Annotated in this window: 13 protein-coding genes and 1 pseudogene; 1 reads left to right on the top strand and 13 read right to left on the bottom strand. The window is 70.3% G+C overall.

The genetic code is table 11. The annotated features are described in order from the left end of the window. Positions 1-180: 180 nt before the first annotated feature. Both CM1CMNOD_RS09925 and CM1CMNOD_RS09920 read right to left on the bottom strand, forming a co-directional pair. On the bottom strand, positions 181-1,014 hold the full coding sequence (locus CM1CMNOD_RS09925) for an ABC transporter permease (RefSeq protein ID WP_013873526.1): 834 nt from the start codon (positions 1,012-1,014) through the stop codon (positions 181-183). Continuing rightward, positions 1,011-2,018: a daunorubicin resistance protein DrrA family ABC transporter ATP-binding protein gene (locus CM1CMNOD_RS09920; protein ID WP_013873525.1), complete on the bottom strand. Its 1,008-nt coding sequence runs from the start codon at positions 2,016-2,018 to the stop codon at positions 1,011-1,013. The genes CM1CMNOD_RS09925 and CM1CMNOD_RS09920 overlap by 4 nt, the downstream gene beginning before the upstream one ends. A gap of 430 nt (positions 2,019-2,448) precedes the next feature. Here CM1CMNOD_RS09920 and CM1CMNOD_RS09915 point away from each other — a divergent pair, with 430 nt between their 5' ends. After that, positions 2,449-3,504, top strand: coding sequence for a cation diffusion facilitator family transporter (locus tag CM1CMNOD_RS09915; protein ID WP_013873524.1), 1,056 nt, complete (start codon positions 2,449-2,451; stop codon positions 3,502-3,504). 42 nt (positions 3,505-3,546) lie between these two features. Here CM1CMNOD_RS09915 and CM1CMNOD_RS09910 read toward each other — a convergent pair whose 3' ends face one another. The 11 genes and pseudogenes from CM1CMNOD_RS09910 to CM1CMNOD_RS22395 form a co-directional block, all read right to left on the bottom strand. Then, entirely contained in the window at positions 3,547-4,107 is a 561-nt protein-coding gene (locus tag CM1CMNOD_RS09910; protein ID WP_237703065.1) for a MerR family transcriptional regulator, read from the bottom strand. Positions 4,108-4,540: 433 nt separating this feature from the next. Beyond that, positions 4,541-5,014, bottom strand: a complete 474-nt coding sequence (locus CM1CMNOD_RS09905; protein ID WP_013873522.1) for a bifunctional nuclease family protein — start codon at positions 5,012-5,014, stop codon at positions 4,541-4,543. A 287-nt stretch (positions 5,015-5,301) separates the two neighbouring features. Then, positions 5,302-6,087: a transcriptional regulator FtsR gene (gene ftsR, locus CM1CMNOD_RS09900; RefSeq protein ID WP_013873521.1), complete on the bottom strand. Its 786-nt coding sequence runs from the start codon at positions 6,085-6,087 to the stop codon at positions 5,302-5,304. A gap of 34 nt (positions 6,088-6,121) precedes the next feature. Then, positions 6,122-6,673 carry an FHA domain-containing protein gene (locus CM1CMNOD_RS09895; RefSeq protein WP_013873520.1) on the bottom strand — a complete coding sequence of 184 codons (552 nt, stop codon included), beginning with the start codon at positions 6,671-6,673 and terminating at the stop codon, positions 6,122-6,124. Positions 6,674-6,997: 324 nt separating this feature from the next. Continuing rightward, the gene (gcvH, locus tag CM1CMNOD_RS09890) at positions 6,998-7,378 is read right to left on the bottom strand and encodes a glycine cleavage system protein GcvH (RefSeq protein WP_013873519.1); all 381 of its coding nucleotides are present in this window, start codon (positions 7,376-7,378) and stop codon (positions 6,998-7,000) included. 478 nt (positions 7,379-7,856) lie between these two features. Beyond that, a complete protein-coding gene (locus CM1CMNOD_RS09885) occupies positions 7,857-10,361 on the bottom strand; it encodes a mannose-1-phosphate guanyltransferase (protein ID WP_043606039.1) in 2,505 nt (834 codons plus the stop codon). Positions 10,362-10,372: 11 nt separating this feature from the next. Next, a complete protein-coding gene (locus tag CM1CMNOD_RS09880) occupies positions 10,373-11,038 on the bottom strand; it encodes a CDP-alcohol phosphatidyltransferase family protein (RefSeq protein WP_013873517.1) in 666 nt (221 codons plus the stop codon). Between the two features lie 93 nt (positions 11,039-11,131). After that, positions 11,132-12,130, bottom strand: coding sequence for a C40 family peptidase (locus CM1CMNOD_RS09875; RefSeq protein ID WP_013873516.1), 999 nt, complete (start codon positions 12,128-12,130; stop codon positions 11,132-11,134). A gap of 641 nt (positions 12,131-12,771) precedes the next feature. Further along, entirely contained in the window at positions 12,772-15,576 is a 2,805-nt protein-coding gene (locus tag CM1CMNOD_RS09870) for an aconitate hydratase (RefSeq protein ID WP_013873515.1), read from the bottom strand. 487 nt (positions 15,577-16,063) lie between these two features. Then, positions 16,064-17,059: a DNA-binding protein WhiA gene (gene whiA, locus CM1CMNOD_RS09865; RefSeq protein ID WP_013873514.1), complete on the bottom strand. Its 996-nt coding sequence runs from the start codon at positions 17,057-17,059 to the stop codon at positions 16,064-16,066. Next, positions 17,056-17,252, bottom strand: a pseudogene (locus CM1CMNOD_RS22395) (hypothetical protein); the annotation flags it as partial. The pseudogene CM1CMNOD_RS22395 and the gene whiA, both read right to left, overlap by 4 nt.

The raw sequence follows: 17,252 nt of genomic DNA, 5'->3' as shown, positions 1-17,252 counted from the left end.
GGGTTTTCCCTGACTCCAACGGTGTCCGCGAATGTGACGCTACCGGACGAGGACATCCGTACATCGTGCCCGGGCCAGGTGGGGATGGTCCAGTACGGACGGCTGGGCATCCGCGGTGTCGGCCCAGCTGACCAGGCCGGTCGGGCCGGTCGGGCCGGTCGGGTCGGTGACGTCGGTGGGTCAGCCGCCGGTGGACCGCCGGTAGACCCGGATACACCACGGCACGAAGACGACGAGCATCCCGACACACCACGCCAGCGACTGGAGCAGCGCGGAGGCCACCGGGCCGCCGAGGAACAGCGCCCGCGTCGCGTCGATCGTCACGGTGATCGGCTGATGCTCGGCGAAGGCCTGCAGCCAGCCCGGCATCGTGCTGACCGGGACGAACGCGGAGCTGGCGAAGGTCAGCGGGAAGACCCAGATGAACCCGGCCGACTGCGCCGCCTCCGCGTTGCGCACCGACAGCCCGATCACCGCCGACACCCAGGCGAACGCGTAGGAGAACAGCAGCATGAGGGCGAAGCCGACCAGCACCGCGGGCACGGTCGTGTCACCGAAGCGGAACCCGACCGCGATCCCGACCAGCAGCATGATCGCGACTACGAACACGTTGCGGAACAGGTCCGAGAGGGTCCGGCCGGCCAGCAGCGCGCCCCGCGACATCGGCAGCGAGCGGAACCGGTCGATCAGGCCACGCTGGCGGTCCTCGGCGAGCCCGACACCCGTCACCATGCTGCCGAAGATCGCCGTCTGGATGAAGATCCCGGGCATCAGGAAGTCCACGTAGTCCACCCCGGGCCCGACGTTGATCGCGCCACCGAACACGTAGACGAACAGCAGCACGAACATCACCGGCTGGATCGTGGAGAACACCAGCAGCTCGGGCACCCGCCAGGTCTGGATCAGGTTGCGCCGGCAGACGACCCAGGCGTCCAGTAGCGACCAGACGAGCCTGCTGCGGCCCTCGACCGGCCGGACCGCGACGGCGGCGGCGTTGCCGCTGATGGTGCTCATGTCGTCACCAGATCCTCGGTGGTGGTGCTCTCGTGCGGGCTCGTGGCCGTGCCCTCGTCGCGCGCGTGATGGCCGGTGAGTGCCAGGAAGACGTCGTCGAGGGTGGGCCGGTGCAGCGCGATGTCCTCGAGGGCCACGCCCACCTCGTCGACGCCGCGGACCAGGTCCGGCAGCACGCCGGCACCGCGGTTCATCGGCGCGCTCAGCCGCCGCCGGTCGACGTCGACACTCACCTCGCCGGAGGCGAACCGTGCCAGCACGCCGCGCGCGGCGTCGACGTCCCCGCCCCGGGTGATCACGATGTCGAGACGGTCCCCGCCCACCTGCGACTTCAGGTCGTCGGCGGTGCCCTCCGCGATGACCCGGCCACCGTCGATCACCGAGATGCGCCGGGCCAGCTGGTCGGCCTCCTCCAGGTACTGCGTCGTCAGCAGGACGGTGGTGCCGTCCCGGACGAGTTCCTCGATGACTTTCCACATCTGGATCCGGCTGCGCGGGTCGAGCCCGGTCGTCGGTTCGTCGAGGAAGAGCATGGGCGGCGCGAGGATCAGGCTGGCGGCCAGGTCGAGCCGCCGGCGCATACCACCGGAATAGGTGCCGGCCTGTCGGCGGGCGGCGTCGGTGAGGTCGAAACGTTCCAGCAGGGTTTCGGCACGGGCCCGCGCCGAAACAACCGACAGCCGGTAGAGCCGGCCGAACATCTCCAGGTTCTCCTGGCCGGTGAGCCGTTCGTCGACGGCGGCGTACTGACCGGTGAGCCCGATTCGGGACCGCAGTTCACCCGCGCGTCGGCTGACGTCAAGACCGAGAACCTCGGCATGTCCGGAATCGGCACGCAACAAGGTGGTGAGAATTTTCACAGCGGTCGTCTTGCCGGCGCCGTTCGGACCGAGGACCGCGTGTACTGTCCCGGTCGCCACGCTGAGATCCAGACCGGCGAGCGCGACGCTCGTGCCGAAGCGCTTGTGCAGGTCGTGCGCGAGTACCGCGGGTTTGTCAGACACAGTTGGCGATCGTACGGCACGCCACCGACAGGTTCGGGAACGGCGAAGTGACCTGCCGCTGCGCGTGTACGACGGCTCTCCCGGCCCGCCCCGACCACTCGACGATCATCCAACCGGGCGGCCGGCCGGGGCCGGCGCGAGACGGTACGGAGCATCGACGGCGACGGGAACGGCGGTGGCGCCGGCGGCCGCGGGCACCGCTGCCGCCCGGGCATGTCACGGGCGGGAAGCCGTCCCGGCCGTGACATCCGGAGAAATCGCCCGCCCGGATGCGGGAAACGGACGGCGGGAAAACAGCGCCGCTTCCCGGAACACTGAATCCGATATCGACAGCCATTTTCAGCGCAAATGACGGGACTGGTTGAAGGAAGTAACGTTGAAAGCGGGGGCGGCCATGGCAGGACAGCGGCGGGCCAGGAAAGGAAGACCGGTGGCGGAGAATACCGGAACAGCGCACGGCCATGGCCGCGGCAGCGGCCGGCACACCGGCCACGAACACGACACCGGTCACGGACGCGACGCCGGTCACGGGCACGACGTCGCCGCGGACGCGGACCGACGCTGGCTGATGATCGCCCTCGGCGTCATCCTCGCCTATCTCGTCGTGGAGGTCGTCGTCGGCCTGCTCGCGCACTCCCTGGCGCTGCTGTCGGACGCGGCCCACATGCTCACTGACGCAGCGGCGATCATGCTGGCGCTGGTGGCTCTGCGGGTCGCGGCACGGCCGGCCGGCGGCGCCTACACGTTCGGCCTGCGCCGGGTGGAGATCCTCTCCGCCCAGGTCAACGGGCTCACCCTGCTCCTGCTGGCCGGCTGGCTCACCGTCGAGGCGATCCGCCGGCTGTTCACCCCGGGTGATGTGGCCGGTGGGCCCATGCTGGCCGTCGCGCTCGTCGGGGTGGCCGTCAACCTCGCCGCGGCCTGGGCGATGAGCCGGGCCAACCGGACGAGCCTGAACATCGACGGCGCCTTCCAGCACATTCTCAGCGATCTCTACGCGTTCGTCGCCACCGCCGCCGCGGGCGTGGTCGTTCTCGCCACCGGCTGGGAGCGCGCGGACACGATCGCCTCGCTGACCGTCGTCGTCCTCATGGTCAAAGCCGGTGCCGGCCTGCTGTACGCGTCCGGCCGGATCTTCCTCGAGGCTGCTCCCGACGGGGTCGACCCGGACGGCATCGGTGCCGCGATGGCCCGCCGGCCCGGTGTCAGCGAGGTCCACGACCTGCACATCTGGCAGATCACCTCCGGTGAGCCGGCGTTGTCCGCGCACGTGCTGGTGCATCCCGACGCGGACTGCCACGCCGTCCGGGTCGGGATGCACGCCTGGCTGCGGGAGGAGCATCACATCGACCACATCACCTTGCAGGTCGACCATCTGCCCACCGCGGCGCACCCCACGGCCGGGCGGCCTGACGACCCGCACTGTGCCGCGCCGCACGGCACCACGCACTACGCCGCGAGCCGCGCCGCCGCGAACCCACACTGACCGCTGCGGATCATCATCGATGGCCGGCCGGCCGCGGGGCCGTCAGGCCGAGCTGCGCCGGCTGCGCCGGTTGGCCAGTTCGTCCCCGGGATGACCGACCGCTGTCGGCTCGGTGTGCCCGCGTTCGGGACGTTCGGTCGGAAGCTGGGACAGCTGCCCGCGCATGTCCTGGACGGCCCGGCCGACCGCGATCGCGAAAACCCCCTGGCCGCCCTGGACGAGGTCGATGACCTGGTCGTCGGAGGTGCACTCGTACACGGTCGACCCGTCGCTGACCAGCGTGACCTGCGCCAGGTCCTCGATCCCGCGCAGGCGCAGGCAGTCGGCGGCGGCGCGGATGTTCTGCAGGGAGACCCCGGCCTCCAGCAGCTTGCGCACGACACGCAGGACCAGCACGTCCCGGAAGGAGTACAGCCGCTGGCTGCCCGACCCGGTGGCGCCGCGCACGCTCGGCACGACCAGGCCGGTGCGGGCCCAGTAGTCGAGCTGCCGGTAGGTGATGCCCGCGGCCGCACACGCGGTAGGCCCCCGGTAACCGACATCGTCACCGGGCGGCAATGGAAGATCGTCCGGGAAGAGCTGTCCCTGTCCGATCATCGCCATCCGATCATCGCTGTCGTCGTCCCGTCCGCCAGCCAGTCACCCGGGCTCGCTCAGCCGCCTCGACTCGACGGTAAGAGCCTCGGGCGATCCCATCAATGATCGTGATTGGCGTGTCCCGTGACAGACCCACAATGTTCCCAGATCAAGCCTTTGTGAGGATACAGCCGCACACGGCCACAGCGGTCGGCGAACCGTACGAATCGGCTGGGAAGCCTTTCGGCGGCCCGAGAACCAGGCGGCTGACAGGGCGTCCTGACGCGCCCGCAGGCTCCTGGAACCTGACGACGGTCGACACGGACCGCCTGCCAGGCACGCCCGTACGACCGGCACACCGACGGCGCTCCCGTCCACGTCATGGTCTATACGGAAAGTCCCGGCATGTGACCTTCTGTACGGCCCGCCGGCCGGCGCGTCACAAGCTCGGACCCTGCCTTCAGGAGCCTGGCGTGTTGAAGTCCTCCGGTGAGATCGTGTCGAGGAACTCCCGGAACTTCTCCAGCTCGTTCTCCTGCTCCTCCGGCACGGTGATCCCGGCCTCGGCGAGCACGGACTCCTCGCCGTAGACCGGCGCCCCCATCCGCATCGCCAGTGCGATGGCGTCCGACGGCCGGGCCGAGACCTCGACCCCGTTGCCGAACACGAGTGTGGCGAAGAACACACCGTCCTGCAGGTCGTTGATGGTCACCCTGGTGAGCTCGGTCCGCAGGGCACGCAACACGTCACGCATCAGGTCGTGCGTCATCGGGCGGGCGGTCGTGATGCCCTCCTGTGCGAAGGCTATGGCCGTCGCCTCCACCGCGCCGATCCAGATAGGCAGGTAACGCTCACCGCCGACCTCCTTCAACAGGACGATCGGCTGCTTCGACGGAAGCTCGACACGAACGCCGACGATGTCCAGCCGATGCACCGATCTACCTCCTCGCGCAGGTGGGCAGGACGGGATGATCCGACCGGAAACTGTAAACCGCCACCGGCTGACACTATCCCGGTCTCCGGACTTCGTCAGCGGCCCGGCGCCTCCGACAAGATCTCCTACAAGATCCCCGATCAGATCCCCGACAGGGTCGGTCGCTGTCCGGACCTGCCACCCCAGTCAACAATAGGTGCCCGTACCTGGGCCGGCCCACGCAACCGACAGACGCCGCGCCCCCGGCCGGCGGTGTCACGTGCCGGCCCGGGGCGCCGCCGGGGACGTCACGTCCCCGGCCCGGAGCGCAGCCGGGAGCGCAGCAAGGCCGCGTGCAGCCGCACGAGCAGCCCGGCGATCTCGTCCAGGGCCTCCTCTGCCCGCCCGCCGCTGAACGGGTCACGCTGCGCCCGCAGCGGTACCGTCACCTGCTCGATCAGCCCGGCCTCCCGGTCGGCGGCCACCCGCGACGGGCGCAGATGCCGAGGCTGGATGCCAAAGCCGCTCAGCGCGGCGAACGTCCGCGCGACAGCCAGCGCGTCCCCGTCGAAGTAGCTGCCCCCGGGACGGGGCGCGACCAGCCCGTACTGCTCGAGTTCGGTGAGTTCCTGCTCGCTGACACCGGCCGCGGCGAGCAGCTCCCGTCGTGACATCCGCACCTGCTCGCCGTTGTCGAGCAGGGCGTCGAGGGGGCTGGGTGACGGCGGCGCCACCACACGTGGGCCGGGACGCTCCCGGGGGAGCAGCCCGCGGTCCAGCGACTCCAGCTCCTGCTTGATCACTCTCAGCGGCAGGAAACGCTCGCGCTGCGCCCCGAGGACGTAGCGCAGCCGGGCGACGTCGTCGGCGGAGTACTTACGGTAGTTCGCGCTCGTGCGAGCGGGGGTGACGAGCCCCTCCGCCTCCAGATAACGGATCTTGGACAGGGTCACGTCCGGGTAGTCCAGCCGCAGCTGGTCGAGGATCTCACCAATGGTGAGGGTCTTCGCGCTGGAGGCATCCGCCTGGCCCCGCGGCGTCCGCGCAGGCGCGGGTACGGGTACGGAACGGGCCGTGGCGCGGCCGGCGCTCATCGACGCGACCCTCGACTCACCGCGAACCGCCTGCTCACTGCGGGCCCCCGCCACCCGTCAACGGCGCCGGTCCGGTCAGGAACACCAGCCGGAACTTGCCGATCTGCACCTCGTCGCCGCTGGAGAGCTCGGCGGAGTCGATCCGCTCACGATTGAGATAGGTGCCGTTGAGGCTACCGACATCGCGTACCGCAAAGCCCTTGGTGTACGGCGAGCGGTGGAACTCGGCGTGGCGACGTGAGACGGTCACGTCGTCGAGGAAGATGTCGCTTTCCGGATGGCGGCCGGCGGTGGTCAGGTCGGCGTCCAGCAGGAAGCGGCTGCCCGCGTTGGGGCCGCGTTTGACGACGAGCAGACCGGAGCCGGGTGGCAGCGCGTCGACCGCGGCGACCGCGTCCCGCTCGCTCGACTCGTCGACGTGATCACCCTCGACGCCCGACAGGGCGGCGGCGAGGTTGAGCGTGGAGGTCTGTTCGGCAGGCCGCTCCGGCGCGATGGGCTCACCTGGACGTACCAGCGGTGACCCGCACCGTGCGCAGTACAGGGCATCGGTCGGGTTCTGCTGTCCGCACCTCGTGCAGAACACGGTCGCGTCTGCTTCCTGCCGGACCGCCGCGGACGCGGTTGGCCGGCCACTCGGGCCACCTCGCCTGGGGGTGGCGAAAACGTTCGTTGCCTCCTCGGAGCCACGCCCGTCCCCTCATCCGGTAACGGCTCCGAGACCGGAACAGGAAACACCGACCGTGAGATCGCGGCCTCGTATCGCCTTCCCGGCGCACAACGAGGCTAGTGCATCAGGCCCACTGCCGCGAAAAGGGGAGCTGGAGAGCTATTCCGGCGTGGCGTCCGTAGCGTCAACGCGAACGACTGACGGCATTCCGTAGATGTTCCGTGGATACTCCGTAGACCTTTACTGTGCTTTCACATGCTGGAGGTACGCAGCGGCGTCCAGCAGTGACACGGTCGCGGACGTGTCGTCGACAGCCAGCTCGACCAGCCAGCCCTCCCCGTAGGGATCGGAGTTGACCAGCTCGGGGGTGCTGTCGAGCACCTCGTTACGGGCGATCACCTCCCCTGAGACCGGAGCGTAGACATCGGAGACGCTCTTGGTCGACTCCACCTCTCCGAACGGCCGGCCAGCCTCCACCCGTTCCCCTACCGCTGGCAATGTCACAAAAACGATGTCGCCGAGAGCCTCCTGGGCGTAGGAGGTGATACCCACCCGTACGGTGGCCTCGTTCACCCGGACCCACTCGTGCTCCCTGGTGTACTTCAGGTCCTCCGGGTACACGCGGGACTGCCTCCGATACTCCTCAAGGCCGCCGGCGACACGCGACGAACGCCCGTACCACCGGCCAGCTCCGACACTCCTGTGAAGCCTGCGACGTGACGAACGCCGCCCGCACCGCCGCCGGCCCGGCTGGCGCGTCCGGGCTCAACCCTACGGCCGACCAGCCACCCGGCGGGCCGAGCGTAGCGGGGCATCGCAACCCGCCGCAATGCGACACCGCGACGCACCCGTCCACAACGCCCATATCCGGCATACCCTCGCGGAGCAACCACGCCTGCGGATGAGCCTCCTCGATGATCACCGCCAGGTGACCACCGAGCCACGAGCGGACGCCGCCCCCCGACGCAGCACCCCCGCAACATCACAAAGCACCCTCACCCGCGGATGACTCCCCTCGGCGATCGCCCGGTGGCGATCGCCGAGCCACCGCCCCACACCAGCCCGCGAGGCAGGGGTCCCCGCATAATCGCTCTCGCGATTATGCGGGAGAAGCCGTAGGGGAGGCGATGACGGCGCTCCAGCGCTGGAGGAGCTGGTCGGCGTCGGTGGCGGCGCTTCCCTCGGCCCACAGGTGGGTGACGGCTTCGGCCGGGTCGGGCAGCACCAGCACCCAGGAGCCGTCCGGCCGTATCACCCGGACACCGTCGGTGGTGTCGATCGTGCATCCCCCGTCGGGGTCGACCGATTCCACGATCCGGCGCATCACCGTCCCCTTGGTTGCCCACGGTGTCGCCACGGAACGGCGCAGGACGGAGACCGGTGGAATACGCGCGTCGATGGCGCTGAGGGTCAGCTTGGTCCGGGCGACCAGGGCGGCCAGCTTGACGAACGCGGCCAGGCCGTCGATCGCGGAGGCGAACTCGGGGACGACGAAGCCCCCGCGGCCGTCCGCGGCGAAGACGACGCCCGGGTCGGCCGCGGCCCGGGTCAGGTCGGCGGCGGACAGCGACGTCCGTCGCACCGTCAGCCCGTGGAAGCGGGTCACCTGGTCGGCGACCCGCGTGGTCGTCACCGGCAGCACGACCTCGGCCCCGCGGTTCTCGGCGGCGACCAGGTCGAGGAAGACCAGCAGCGCGCGCTCGTCATCGATCGGGTCACCCCGCTCGTCCACGATCGTGATCCGTTCGCCGATGTGGTCGAAGCGGACCCCGAACGCGGCCCGGGAGCTGGCCACCAGCTCGCCGAGCCGGTCCAGCGCGTGCCGGTGACGGGCATCGGGCGGATGGGTCTGGACGGTCTGGTCCAGCCGGCCGTTGACGGTGAGCGCGTCCACCCCGAGATGTCCCAGCAACGTGGGCAGGACCAGCGCCGCCGTTCCCCCCGCCGCGTCGATCACGATCTTCAGGCCGGCCTCGGCCAGGCCGGAGGTGTCCACCCGGTCGAGCAGGTCCCGGGCGTAGCTGCCGGCGGTGCGGGCCGGGAAACGCAGCTCCCCGATCTCGTCGGGGAAGGCCCGCCGGAACTCCTGGCGGTTGACGACCCGGTCGAGCGTGCGCTGGACGGCGGGGGAAAGGTCGCTCCCCTCGGCGTCCAGGAAGATGATGTCGACGCGTTCGGCGTCCCCCGCGGTCGCGCGGATGACGACGCCGCCGGCCGCGTCGGAGGAACGGACGTCGAAGCGGACCAGCGGCATCGGCGCGACCTCCAGGTCCCGCACGTCGATCGCGCTGGCGGTCAGCGCGCTGGTCACCGCGCGTTTGAGCGCCCGGGCGGCCCGGGAGGTGTCCCGGGCGGTGGTCACCGTCGAGCCCTTGCGCAGGGTCGTGGCGTACGCGCTGCCGAGCCGGACCACCAGCTCCGGTGTGATCTCGACGTTGACCAGCCCCGACACCCCGCGGGGGCCGAACAGCGAACGCTGCCCCCGGGACTCCCAGATCACGCTGGTGTTGACGACCGCCCCGGCCTCGATCGTCTTGAACGGGTAGATCTTGACGTCGTGGGAGACGAACGCCTCCTCCTCGATCACGCACTCGTCCCCGATGACCGCGCCCTCCTCGACCCGCGCGGCCCGCAGCACGTCGGTGCTCTTGCCGATCACACAGCCGCGCAGGTGCGTCCGCGGCCCGATCTGGGCGTTGTCCTGGACCACCGCCCGGTGCAGGAAGGCCCCGGACTTGACCATGACGTTGCTGCCGACGACGGTGAACTCACGCAGTTCGGCGCCGGCCTCGACCTTGGTGTAGTCGCCGACGACCAGCGGTCCGGCGAGCAGCGCGTCGGGGTGGACGTCGGCGTCCCGGCCGATCCACACCCCCGGCGAGACCTCGAACCCGCCGATGTCCACGTCGACCTTGCCGTCGAGCACGTCGGCCTGGACCCGCAGGAAGCTGTCGAGGGTGCCGACGTCCTCCCAGTAGCCGGCGACGACGTGGCCGAACAGCGGTGCCCCGGCGGCGACGAGCTTCGGGAACACCTCACCGGACCAGTCCACCCGCTCGCCGGGGGGAACGTGGTCGAGAACCTCCGGTTCCATGACGTAGATGCCGGTGTTGACCGTGTCGGAGAACACCTGCCCCCAGGTCGGCTTCTCCAGGAAGCGGGCGATCCGGCCGTTGTCGGAGGTGATGACGATCCCGAACTCCAGCGGGTTCGGGACGGACTTGAGCGCGACGGTGACCAGCGCCCCGCTCTTGCGGTGGTGGGCCATCAGGGCGGTCAGGTCGATGTCGGTGAGCGCGTCCCCACTGATCACCAGGAAGGGGTCGTGGCGCAGCGCGTCCTGCGCGTTCTTGACGCTGCCGGCGGTTCCCAGCGGCGTGGTCTCGGTGGCGTACGACAGGCGCATCCCCAGCTCGTCGCCGTCACCGAAGTAGGCGCGGACGTGGGCGGCGAGGAACTGCAGGGTGACCACGGTCTCGTCGACCCCGTGCCGTCGCAGCAGCCGCAGCACATGCTCCATGATCGGCCGGTTGACGACGGGGAGCAGCGGTTTGGGCTGGTTGGCCGTTATCGGGCGCAGCCGGGTCCCCTCCCCGCCCGCCATGACGACGGCTCTCACCGGCCCACCTCCGCGTCCAGCCGGCCGGCTTCCTCCGGCTGCCCCGGATCCCCGCGCGGGCGCAGCGGCGGCCGTGGGCCGCGGGCCGCCCGGACGAGCCGGCGCAACTGCACGCCGTAGAGGATCCCCGACCACCAGTACAGGGCCGCGCCCCAGACGGCGAACGCCCAGCCGAACGGACGGGAGGCGGTGGCCAGCCAACCGTCCCCGGCCGAGAGCAGCAGCAGCGGGAAGGCGTAGAGCAGGTTGAAGGTCGCGGCCTTGCCCAGGTAGTGCACGGGCAGCGCCGGGCCGTAGCCCAGCCGCCGCAGCACCGGTGGTATGGCGACCGCGATCAGGACGTCCCGGCCGACGAGCAGCGCCGCGAACCACCAGGGGACGATGTCACGCAGCGTAAGAGCAATGATCGTCGCGAAGATGTAGAGACGGTCGGCGAGCGGGTCGAGCAGGGTGCCCAGCCGACTGGTCTGCCCGAGTGCCCGGGCGAGCTTGCCGTCGAGGTAGTCGCTGACACCGGCAAAGGCGAGAACGCCGAGCGCCGCCCCGTCGGCGTGGGGTCCCAGCGCCAGCCACAGGAAGACGGGGACCCCGACCAGCCGCAGGGCGGAGAGCAGGTTCGGGATCGTGAGCACCCGGTCGGAGGGGGCTGCCGTAGCGGCCACGCTCGGCACCTCCTCTCCGGTAGGACGGCAGGGCGGTGACGCCGCCCACCGCACAGGGAGAAGGTTAGACGACGAGCGGCGGCCAACCGTGCTCTACAGGAAACGTCCCACCCAGTAGGTGCTGGTGTAGATGGGCTGGAGGTTGATGGTCCGCCCGGTCTGGGGAGCGGCCCACATATAGCCGTTGCCCGCGTAGATGCCCATGTGCGTGATGTTGTCCGGTGAGCCGAAGAAGATCAGGTCGCCGGGCTGCTTGGCCGCCTTGGGGATGTGGATGGAGGCGTCGTACTGCTGCTGCGCCGTGCGGGGGAGGTAGCGGCCGAGCTGTTTGAACACGTACTGCGAGTACCCGGAGCAGTCGAAGGCGTTGGGGCCGGCCGCGCCGTAGACGTAGGGCTTGCCCTTCTGCAGCGAGGCGAGATAGACGATCTTCTGGCCGATGGAGCTGCCCGGGATGACCGTGGGGGTCGTCGTCGACCTGCCGGTGGTCGAGCCGGTGGCCGAACCGGACGTCGTGGGGCTGCGCACCGTGACGGTGGTCGCATTGGCCAGGGACGGGCGCAGGGCGTTGGTGCCGTCGAACACCGCGGTCAGCGTCGTGGTGGACAGCAGCCGCGTGCTGATCTTCGCGGTTCCGCTGGCGTCGGTCTGTAGCTGGGCGGTGGTGGTCCACTGCGGCCCGTTCGCCACCGCGATCCGGATCCGCTGGTTGCTGACGGGCTGGTTGGTGCCGATCTGGGTGGCGCGGACGGTGAAGACGACGGGGGCGTCCGGGGCGATGGTCGTACGGTCCGGGGCGATCGACACCGCAGTGAGGGTCGGATCCGGGTCGCCGATCCGGCTGGCCAGCCCGACGGCGGACGTGGCCGGGGTGCTTGCGCGCGACCCGCCGCCGATCACCGAGGCGGTGGTGGCGGTGGTGGCGGTGGGCTCCAACGAGGCGTTGCCACCCGGGCCCGGCATCGTCGCGGCAAAGCCCGCGGTCGACGCGGCCAGGGTCCCGGTCGTGACCGCGGCGATGGTGGCGACCCGGCGGGACTGCGGGCTCAGCCAGATCCGGCGGTACAGGGATTCGTGATCGGCTTCGTCCACCGATGCCTGATCACGATGGCGACCGCGACCAGCGGATTCCCCGCTCGCGGGGAAGCGGATCACGCCACGTGGGAGCAACACGTGTTCCTTCCCGTACGCCCGCAAGGCACCGCGATCCCTGACTTTCGAACCATGACGTGGACATGGTTCGGTGACGATTCGGGGCAAATCGTCAGGATCGGGGGGCCTCGCTCCTACCTTTGGCTACTCGGAGGGGACATCGGATCAGGGCAGGACTGGGCGTTTCGATCCGACGTGTGTGTCTTCTGGGGGACAGAGACACTGGGCTGGCACTGGGTCTCTGGGGTGCGCTGATGCTGTGTCAAACGATATCGGGTGGCACGCATGGGGACGCAACACCCCCAAAGCAAACAGTCCGGCACACTCATCTCATGATCCGGCGTAGTCCCGGTATTGATGATTACGTTCGGTTGTGCGTTCCCTCAGGCACTCTCCGTGAGAGAGACGGCCCGCCACCGTCCAGACGGGCTCTGACCCCCGGCCGGGGCGAACGCGCAAAGGCCGCCGAGAGCCTCTGCAAGCACTCTCGGCGGCCTTGTCGCACCGGTCCCGGCACCCGTCGCCCGCCCCCGCCCGCGCGGCGCGCGGTGACAGCCCGGGCCCCGTTGCCCGGTCGCGTGCTACTGGACCAGCAGCGAACGCAGAACGTAAGGCAGGATGCCGCCGTTGCGGTAGTACTCCGCCTCCCCTGGCGTGTCGATACGCACGACCGCGTCGAAGCGCCTGTCGTCCGCCTGGACGGTGAGGGTGGCGGTCCGCTCGTCGACGTCCGCGAGCCCGACGATGGTGAACGTCTCCTCCCCGGTCAGGCCGAGCGAGGTGACCGACTCCCCGGGCGGGAACTGCAGCGGCAGGACCCCCATCCCGATCAGGTTGGAGCGGTGGATGCGCTCGTACGACTCGGCGATCACGGCGCGGACGCCGAGCAGCGCCGTGCCCTTGGCCGCCCAGTCACGCGACGAGCCCGAGCCGTACTCCTTGCCGGCGAGGATGACCAGCGGCACCTCGGCGGCGGCGTACTTCTGCGCCGCGTCGTAGATCGCCAACTGCTCGCCGTCGAGCAGGTAGCGGGTGACCCCGCCCTCGACGCCGGGCACGAGCCGGTTACGCAGCCGGATGTTGGCGAACGTCCCGCGGATCATCACCTCGTGGTTGCCCCGGCGGGAGCCGTAGGAGTTGAAGTCCTTCGGGTCGACCCCGTGCTCGACGAGATAGCGACCGGCCGGCGAGTCCCGCTTGATGGAGCCGGCGGGCGAGATGTGGTCGGTGGTCACCGAGTCGCCCAGCAGCGCCAGCACCCGGGCGCCGACGATGTCCGGGCGCGGCGCCGGCGTCGCCGAGATCCCCTCGAAGTACGGGGGGTGGCGGACGTAGGTCGAGTCGGGGGCCCAGGCGAAGGTCTGGGAGACCTCGCCCCCGTCGCCGGTAGGCAGCGACTGCCACTGCTTGTCCCCGGTGAGGTCGCCGTAGTCCTCGGTGAACATCTCCGAGCGGATCGCGTCGCCGACCACCTCGGCGACCTCGGCCTCGCTCGGCCAGATGTCCCGCAGGTAGACCGGGTTGCCGGCGCTGTCGGTGCCGAGCGGGTCGCTGGTCAGGTCGATGTCCATCGTGCCGGCCAGCGCGTAGGCGACGACCAGCGGCGGGGACGCCAGGTAGTTCATCTTGACGTCCGGATTGATCCGGCCCTCGAAGTTGCGGTTGCCGGACAGGACGCTGACCACCGCCAGGTCACCGTCGTTCACACCCTGGCTGATCTCCTCCTGCAGCGGGCCGGAGTTGCCGATGCAGGTGGTGCACCCGTACCCGACCAGGTTGAAGCCGAGTTTGTCCAGGTACGGAGTGAGCCCGGCACGCTCGTAGTAGTCCATGACGACCTTGGAGCCCGGGGCGAGGGTGGTCTTGACCCACGGCCTGCGGGTCAGGCCGCGCTCGACGGCGTTGCGGGCCAGGATCGCCGCGCCGATCATCACCTGCGGGTTGGAGGTGTTCGTACACGAGGTGATCGCGGCGATCGCGACCGCACCGTGGTCGATCTCGAAGCCGGTGCCGTCCGCGAGCGTCACCCGGGTCGGGTTGGACGGGCGGTCGGCGACGTCACCGGCGACACCGTTGGACGACACGGGCGCGTCGCCGGCCTTGTCCGCGAACGCGGCCGCGGGGTCGCTGGCGGGGAAGGACTCGGCGCTGGCCTCGTCCGCGCCACCGTTGACCAGCGCGGCCGGGGCGGTCGCGGAGGAGCCGGCGTAGTTCGTAAGCGCCGTGCGGAAGGCGGTCTTGGCGGTACGCAGGGGCACTCTGTCCTGCGGGCGCCGCGGCCCGGCCAGCGACGGCTCGATCGTGGACAGGTCGAGCTCAAGGGTGGTCGTGTACACCGGCTCGTGGCCGGGATCGTGCCACAGCCCCTGCTCCTTGGTGTAGGCCTCGACCAGGTCGATCTGCTCCTGGGGACGGCCGGTCAGCCGCAGGTAGGCCAGTGTCTCCGCGTCCACTGGGAAGATCGCGCAGGTCGAGCCGTACTCGGGGCTCATGTTGCCGATGGTGGCCCGGTTCGCCAGCGGGACGTTGCTCACGCCCTCGCCGTAGAACTCGACGAAACGGCCGACCACACCGTGCTGGCGCAGCTTCTCGGTGATGGTGAGGACCAGGTCGGTGGCGGTGGTGCCGGGGACGAGCTCGCCGGTGAGCTTGAAGCCGACCACGGTCGGGATGAGCATGCTGACCGGCTGGCCGAGCATGGCGGCCTCGGCCTCGATGCCGCCGACACCCCAGCCGAGCACCCCGAGCCCGTTGATCATCGTGGTGTGGCTGTCGGTGCCGACCAGCGTGTCCGGGTAGGCCAGCCGGCCGTCGGAGGTGTCCCTGGTGAAGACCACCCGTGCGAGGTACTCCAGGTTGACCTGGTGGACGATCCCGGTGTTCGGCGGGACGACGGTGAAGTTGTCGAAGGCCGCCTGGCCCCACCGCAGGAACTGGTAGCGCTCACGGTTGCGGCCGAACTCCAGCTCGGCGTTGCGGGCGAAGGCGTCCGCGCGACCGAAGACGTCCGCGATGATCGAGTGGTCGATCACCAGCTCGGCGGGCGCCAGCGGATTGATCTTCGCCGGGTCCCCGCCGAGGGCCACCATGGCCTCGCGCATAGCGGCGAGGTCGACCACGCACGGCACCCCGGTGAAGTCCTGCATGATCACCCGAGCCGGTGTGAACTGGATCTCCTGGCTCGGTTCGGCGGCCGGGTCCCATGACGCGAGCGCGTTGACATGATCGGCCGTGATGTTGGCACCGTCCTCGGTGCGCAGCAGGTTCTCCAGCAGGACGCGCAGGCTGTAGGGCAGCCGGTCGGCTCCGGGCACCGCGTCCAGCCGGCGGATCGTATACGTATGGTCACCGACTTTGAGATGACCTGTGCTGCCGAAGCTGTCCATATCTCCTCCTTGCCGCGTTCCCTCGCGGACCATCCTGGCGTGTGCCGGGCCTTTCGGGCCTGCGTCAGAGAGAAGAAGCATGCTCTCACCGACGTGGTCAGGGCCCGCGGGGCCGACGGTTGCGCCGGCGGAGCCGATGATCGCGCTCCGCCGGCCGGCCGCTGCTTTTCCGATCGTCGCCACCGGTCGTCATCCGACCGCCACCTGACCGCCACCTGACCGCCACCCAGGTGCCACCCAGGTGCCACCTTGCCGTCACCTGGCTGTCACCCGATTGCCACGACATCTCTATCCGACTGCCACCTGATAGCCGGTGGTAGCCGTCTAGTTGCCGTCTGATCGCCCCATCCGGCCATCCCGGCGGAGACGGTAATATCCCTTTTACTTAGTATTGCTAAGGATATACCAGCCGGCACCGCTGACGCGCCGAGCTCCGCATCCGCGACAGCACGGAAAGACCATGATCGCGTAGTTGGTGGCCCGTTCGCTAGGCGTTCTCGAGAAGATCCGGAGAGACACTCGCCTCGGTGTTCGGCAGCCCGAGCGCGTGCGCCCGCTTGTCCGCCAGCGCGAGCAGCCGCCGGATACGGCCGGCCACCGCGTCCTTGGTCAACGGCGGGTCCGCGAGCGCGCCCAGCTCCTCCAGGGACGCCTGCGCGTGCTCCAGACGCAGCCGGCCGGCCGCGAGCAGATGACCGGGCGCGTCGTCCCCCAGGATCTTCAACGCCGCCTGGACCCGGGCCCCGGCCGCCACCGCCGCCCGCGCGGAACGGCGCAGGTTGGCGTCGTCGAAGTTCGCCAGGCGGTTCGCGGTCGCCCGCACCTCCCGGCGCATCCGACGCTCCTCCCAGGCCAGCAGGCTGTCGTGGGCGCCGATCTTCGTCAGCAGCGCGCTGATCGCGTCCCCGTCCCGGATCACCACCCGGTCCACCCCGCGCACGTCCCGGCTCTTGGCCGCCACCCCCAGCCGCCGGGCCGCGCCGACCAGCGCGAGCGCCGCCTCCGGCCCCGGCGAAGTGATCTCCAGCGAGCACGACCGGCCCGGCTCGGTCAGCGAGCCGTGCGCCAGGAACGCCCCGCGCCACGCCGCCGCGGCATCACAGGACGCGCCCGTGACGACCTGCGGCGGCAGCCCGCGCACCGGCCGGCCCCGCTGGTCGAGCAGCCCGGTCGACCGGGCGAGCTGCTCACCGTCGCGTTCCACCCGGACGATGTAACGCACCGACCGGCGCAGCCCGCCGGCGGCGAGCACCGCGATACCGGACGGGAAGCCGAAGACCTCGGCGATCTCCCGGCGCAGCCGCCGCGCGGTGGCACCCGCGTCGAGCTCGGCCTCGACGACGATACGGCCGCGCACGATGTGCAGCCCGCCGCCGAAACGCAGCAGCGCGGCCATCTCCGCGCGGCGACAACACGGCTTGGCCACCCGCAACCGGCTGAGCTCGTCCTTGACGGTGGCGGTCATTGCAGCCACACGAATCATTCCTCACCTTCACGCGACCGGCCGGCGGTGGCGGGGCCACCGCGCGTCCCACCGGTCGATGCCGCCTCGTCGCTGACAAGCTCGTCGTTCCCGACCGGCCGCCCGGCGCCTGCCCGCGCGCCACCGGACGCGGCGCCGGTCGAGGGCCCGGGGCCCGATCGGAAGATCTCTGTTCTTCCTGCATGCTCTTCCC

The sequence above is a fragment of the Protofrankia symbiont of Coriaria myrtifolia genome (genome assembly GCF_900634755.1).
Taxonomy (GTDB): Bacteria; Actinomycetota; Actinomycetes; order Frankiales; family Frankiaceae; genus Protofrankia; species Protofrankia coriariae.
The sequence above is the reverse complement of the archived record's forward strand: the minus strand, read 5'-3'. Positions and strand labels throughout refer to the sequence as shown.

What these genes read in the sequence shown, in the direction of transcription:
- CM1CMNOD_RS09925 (WP_013873526.1), bottom strand. Translation starts at nt 1,014, where the DNA reads ATGAGCACCATCAGCGGCAACGCCGCCGCCGTCGCGGTCCGGCCGGTC.
- CM1CMNOD_RS09910 (WP_237703065.1), bottom strand. Translation starts at nt 4,107, where the DNA reads ATGGCGATGATCGGACAGGGACAGCTCTTCCCGGACGATCTTCCATTG.
- ftsR (WP_013873521.1), bottom strand. Translation starts at nt 6,087, where the DNA reads ATGAGCGCCGGCCGCGCCACGGCCCGTTCCGTACCCGTACCCGCGCCT.
- CM1CMNOD_RS09885 (WP_043606039.1), bottom strand. Translation starts at nt 10,361, where the DNA reads ATGGCGGGCGGGGAGGGGACCCGGCTGCGCCCGATAACGGCCAACCAG.
- CM1CMNOD_RS09870 (WP_013873515.1), bottom strand. Translation starts at nt 15,576, where the DNA reads ATGGACAGCTTCGGCAGCACAGGTCATCTCAAAGTCGGTGACCATACG.
- whiA (WP_013873514.1), bottom strand. Translation starts at nt 17,059, where the DNA reads ATGATTCGTGTGGCTGCAATGACCGCCACCGTCAAGGACGAGCTCAGC.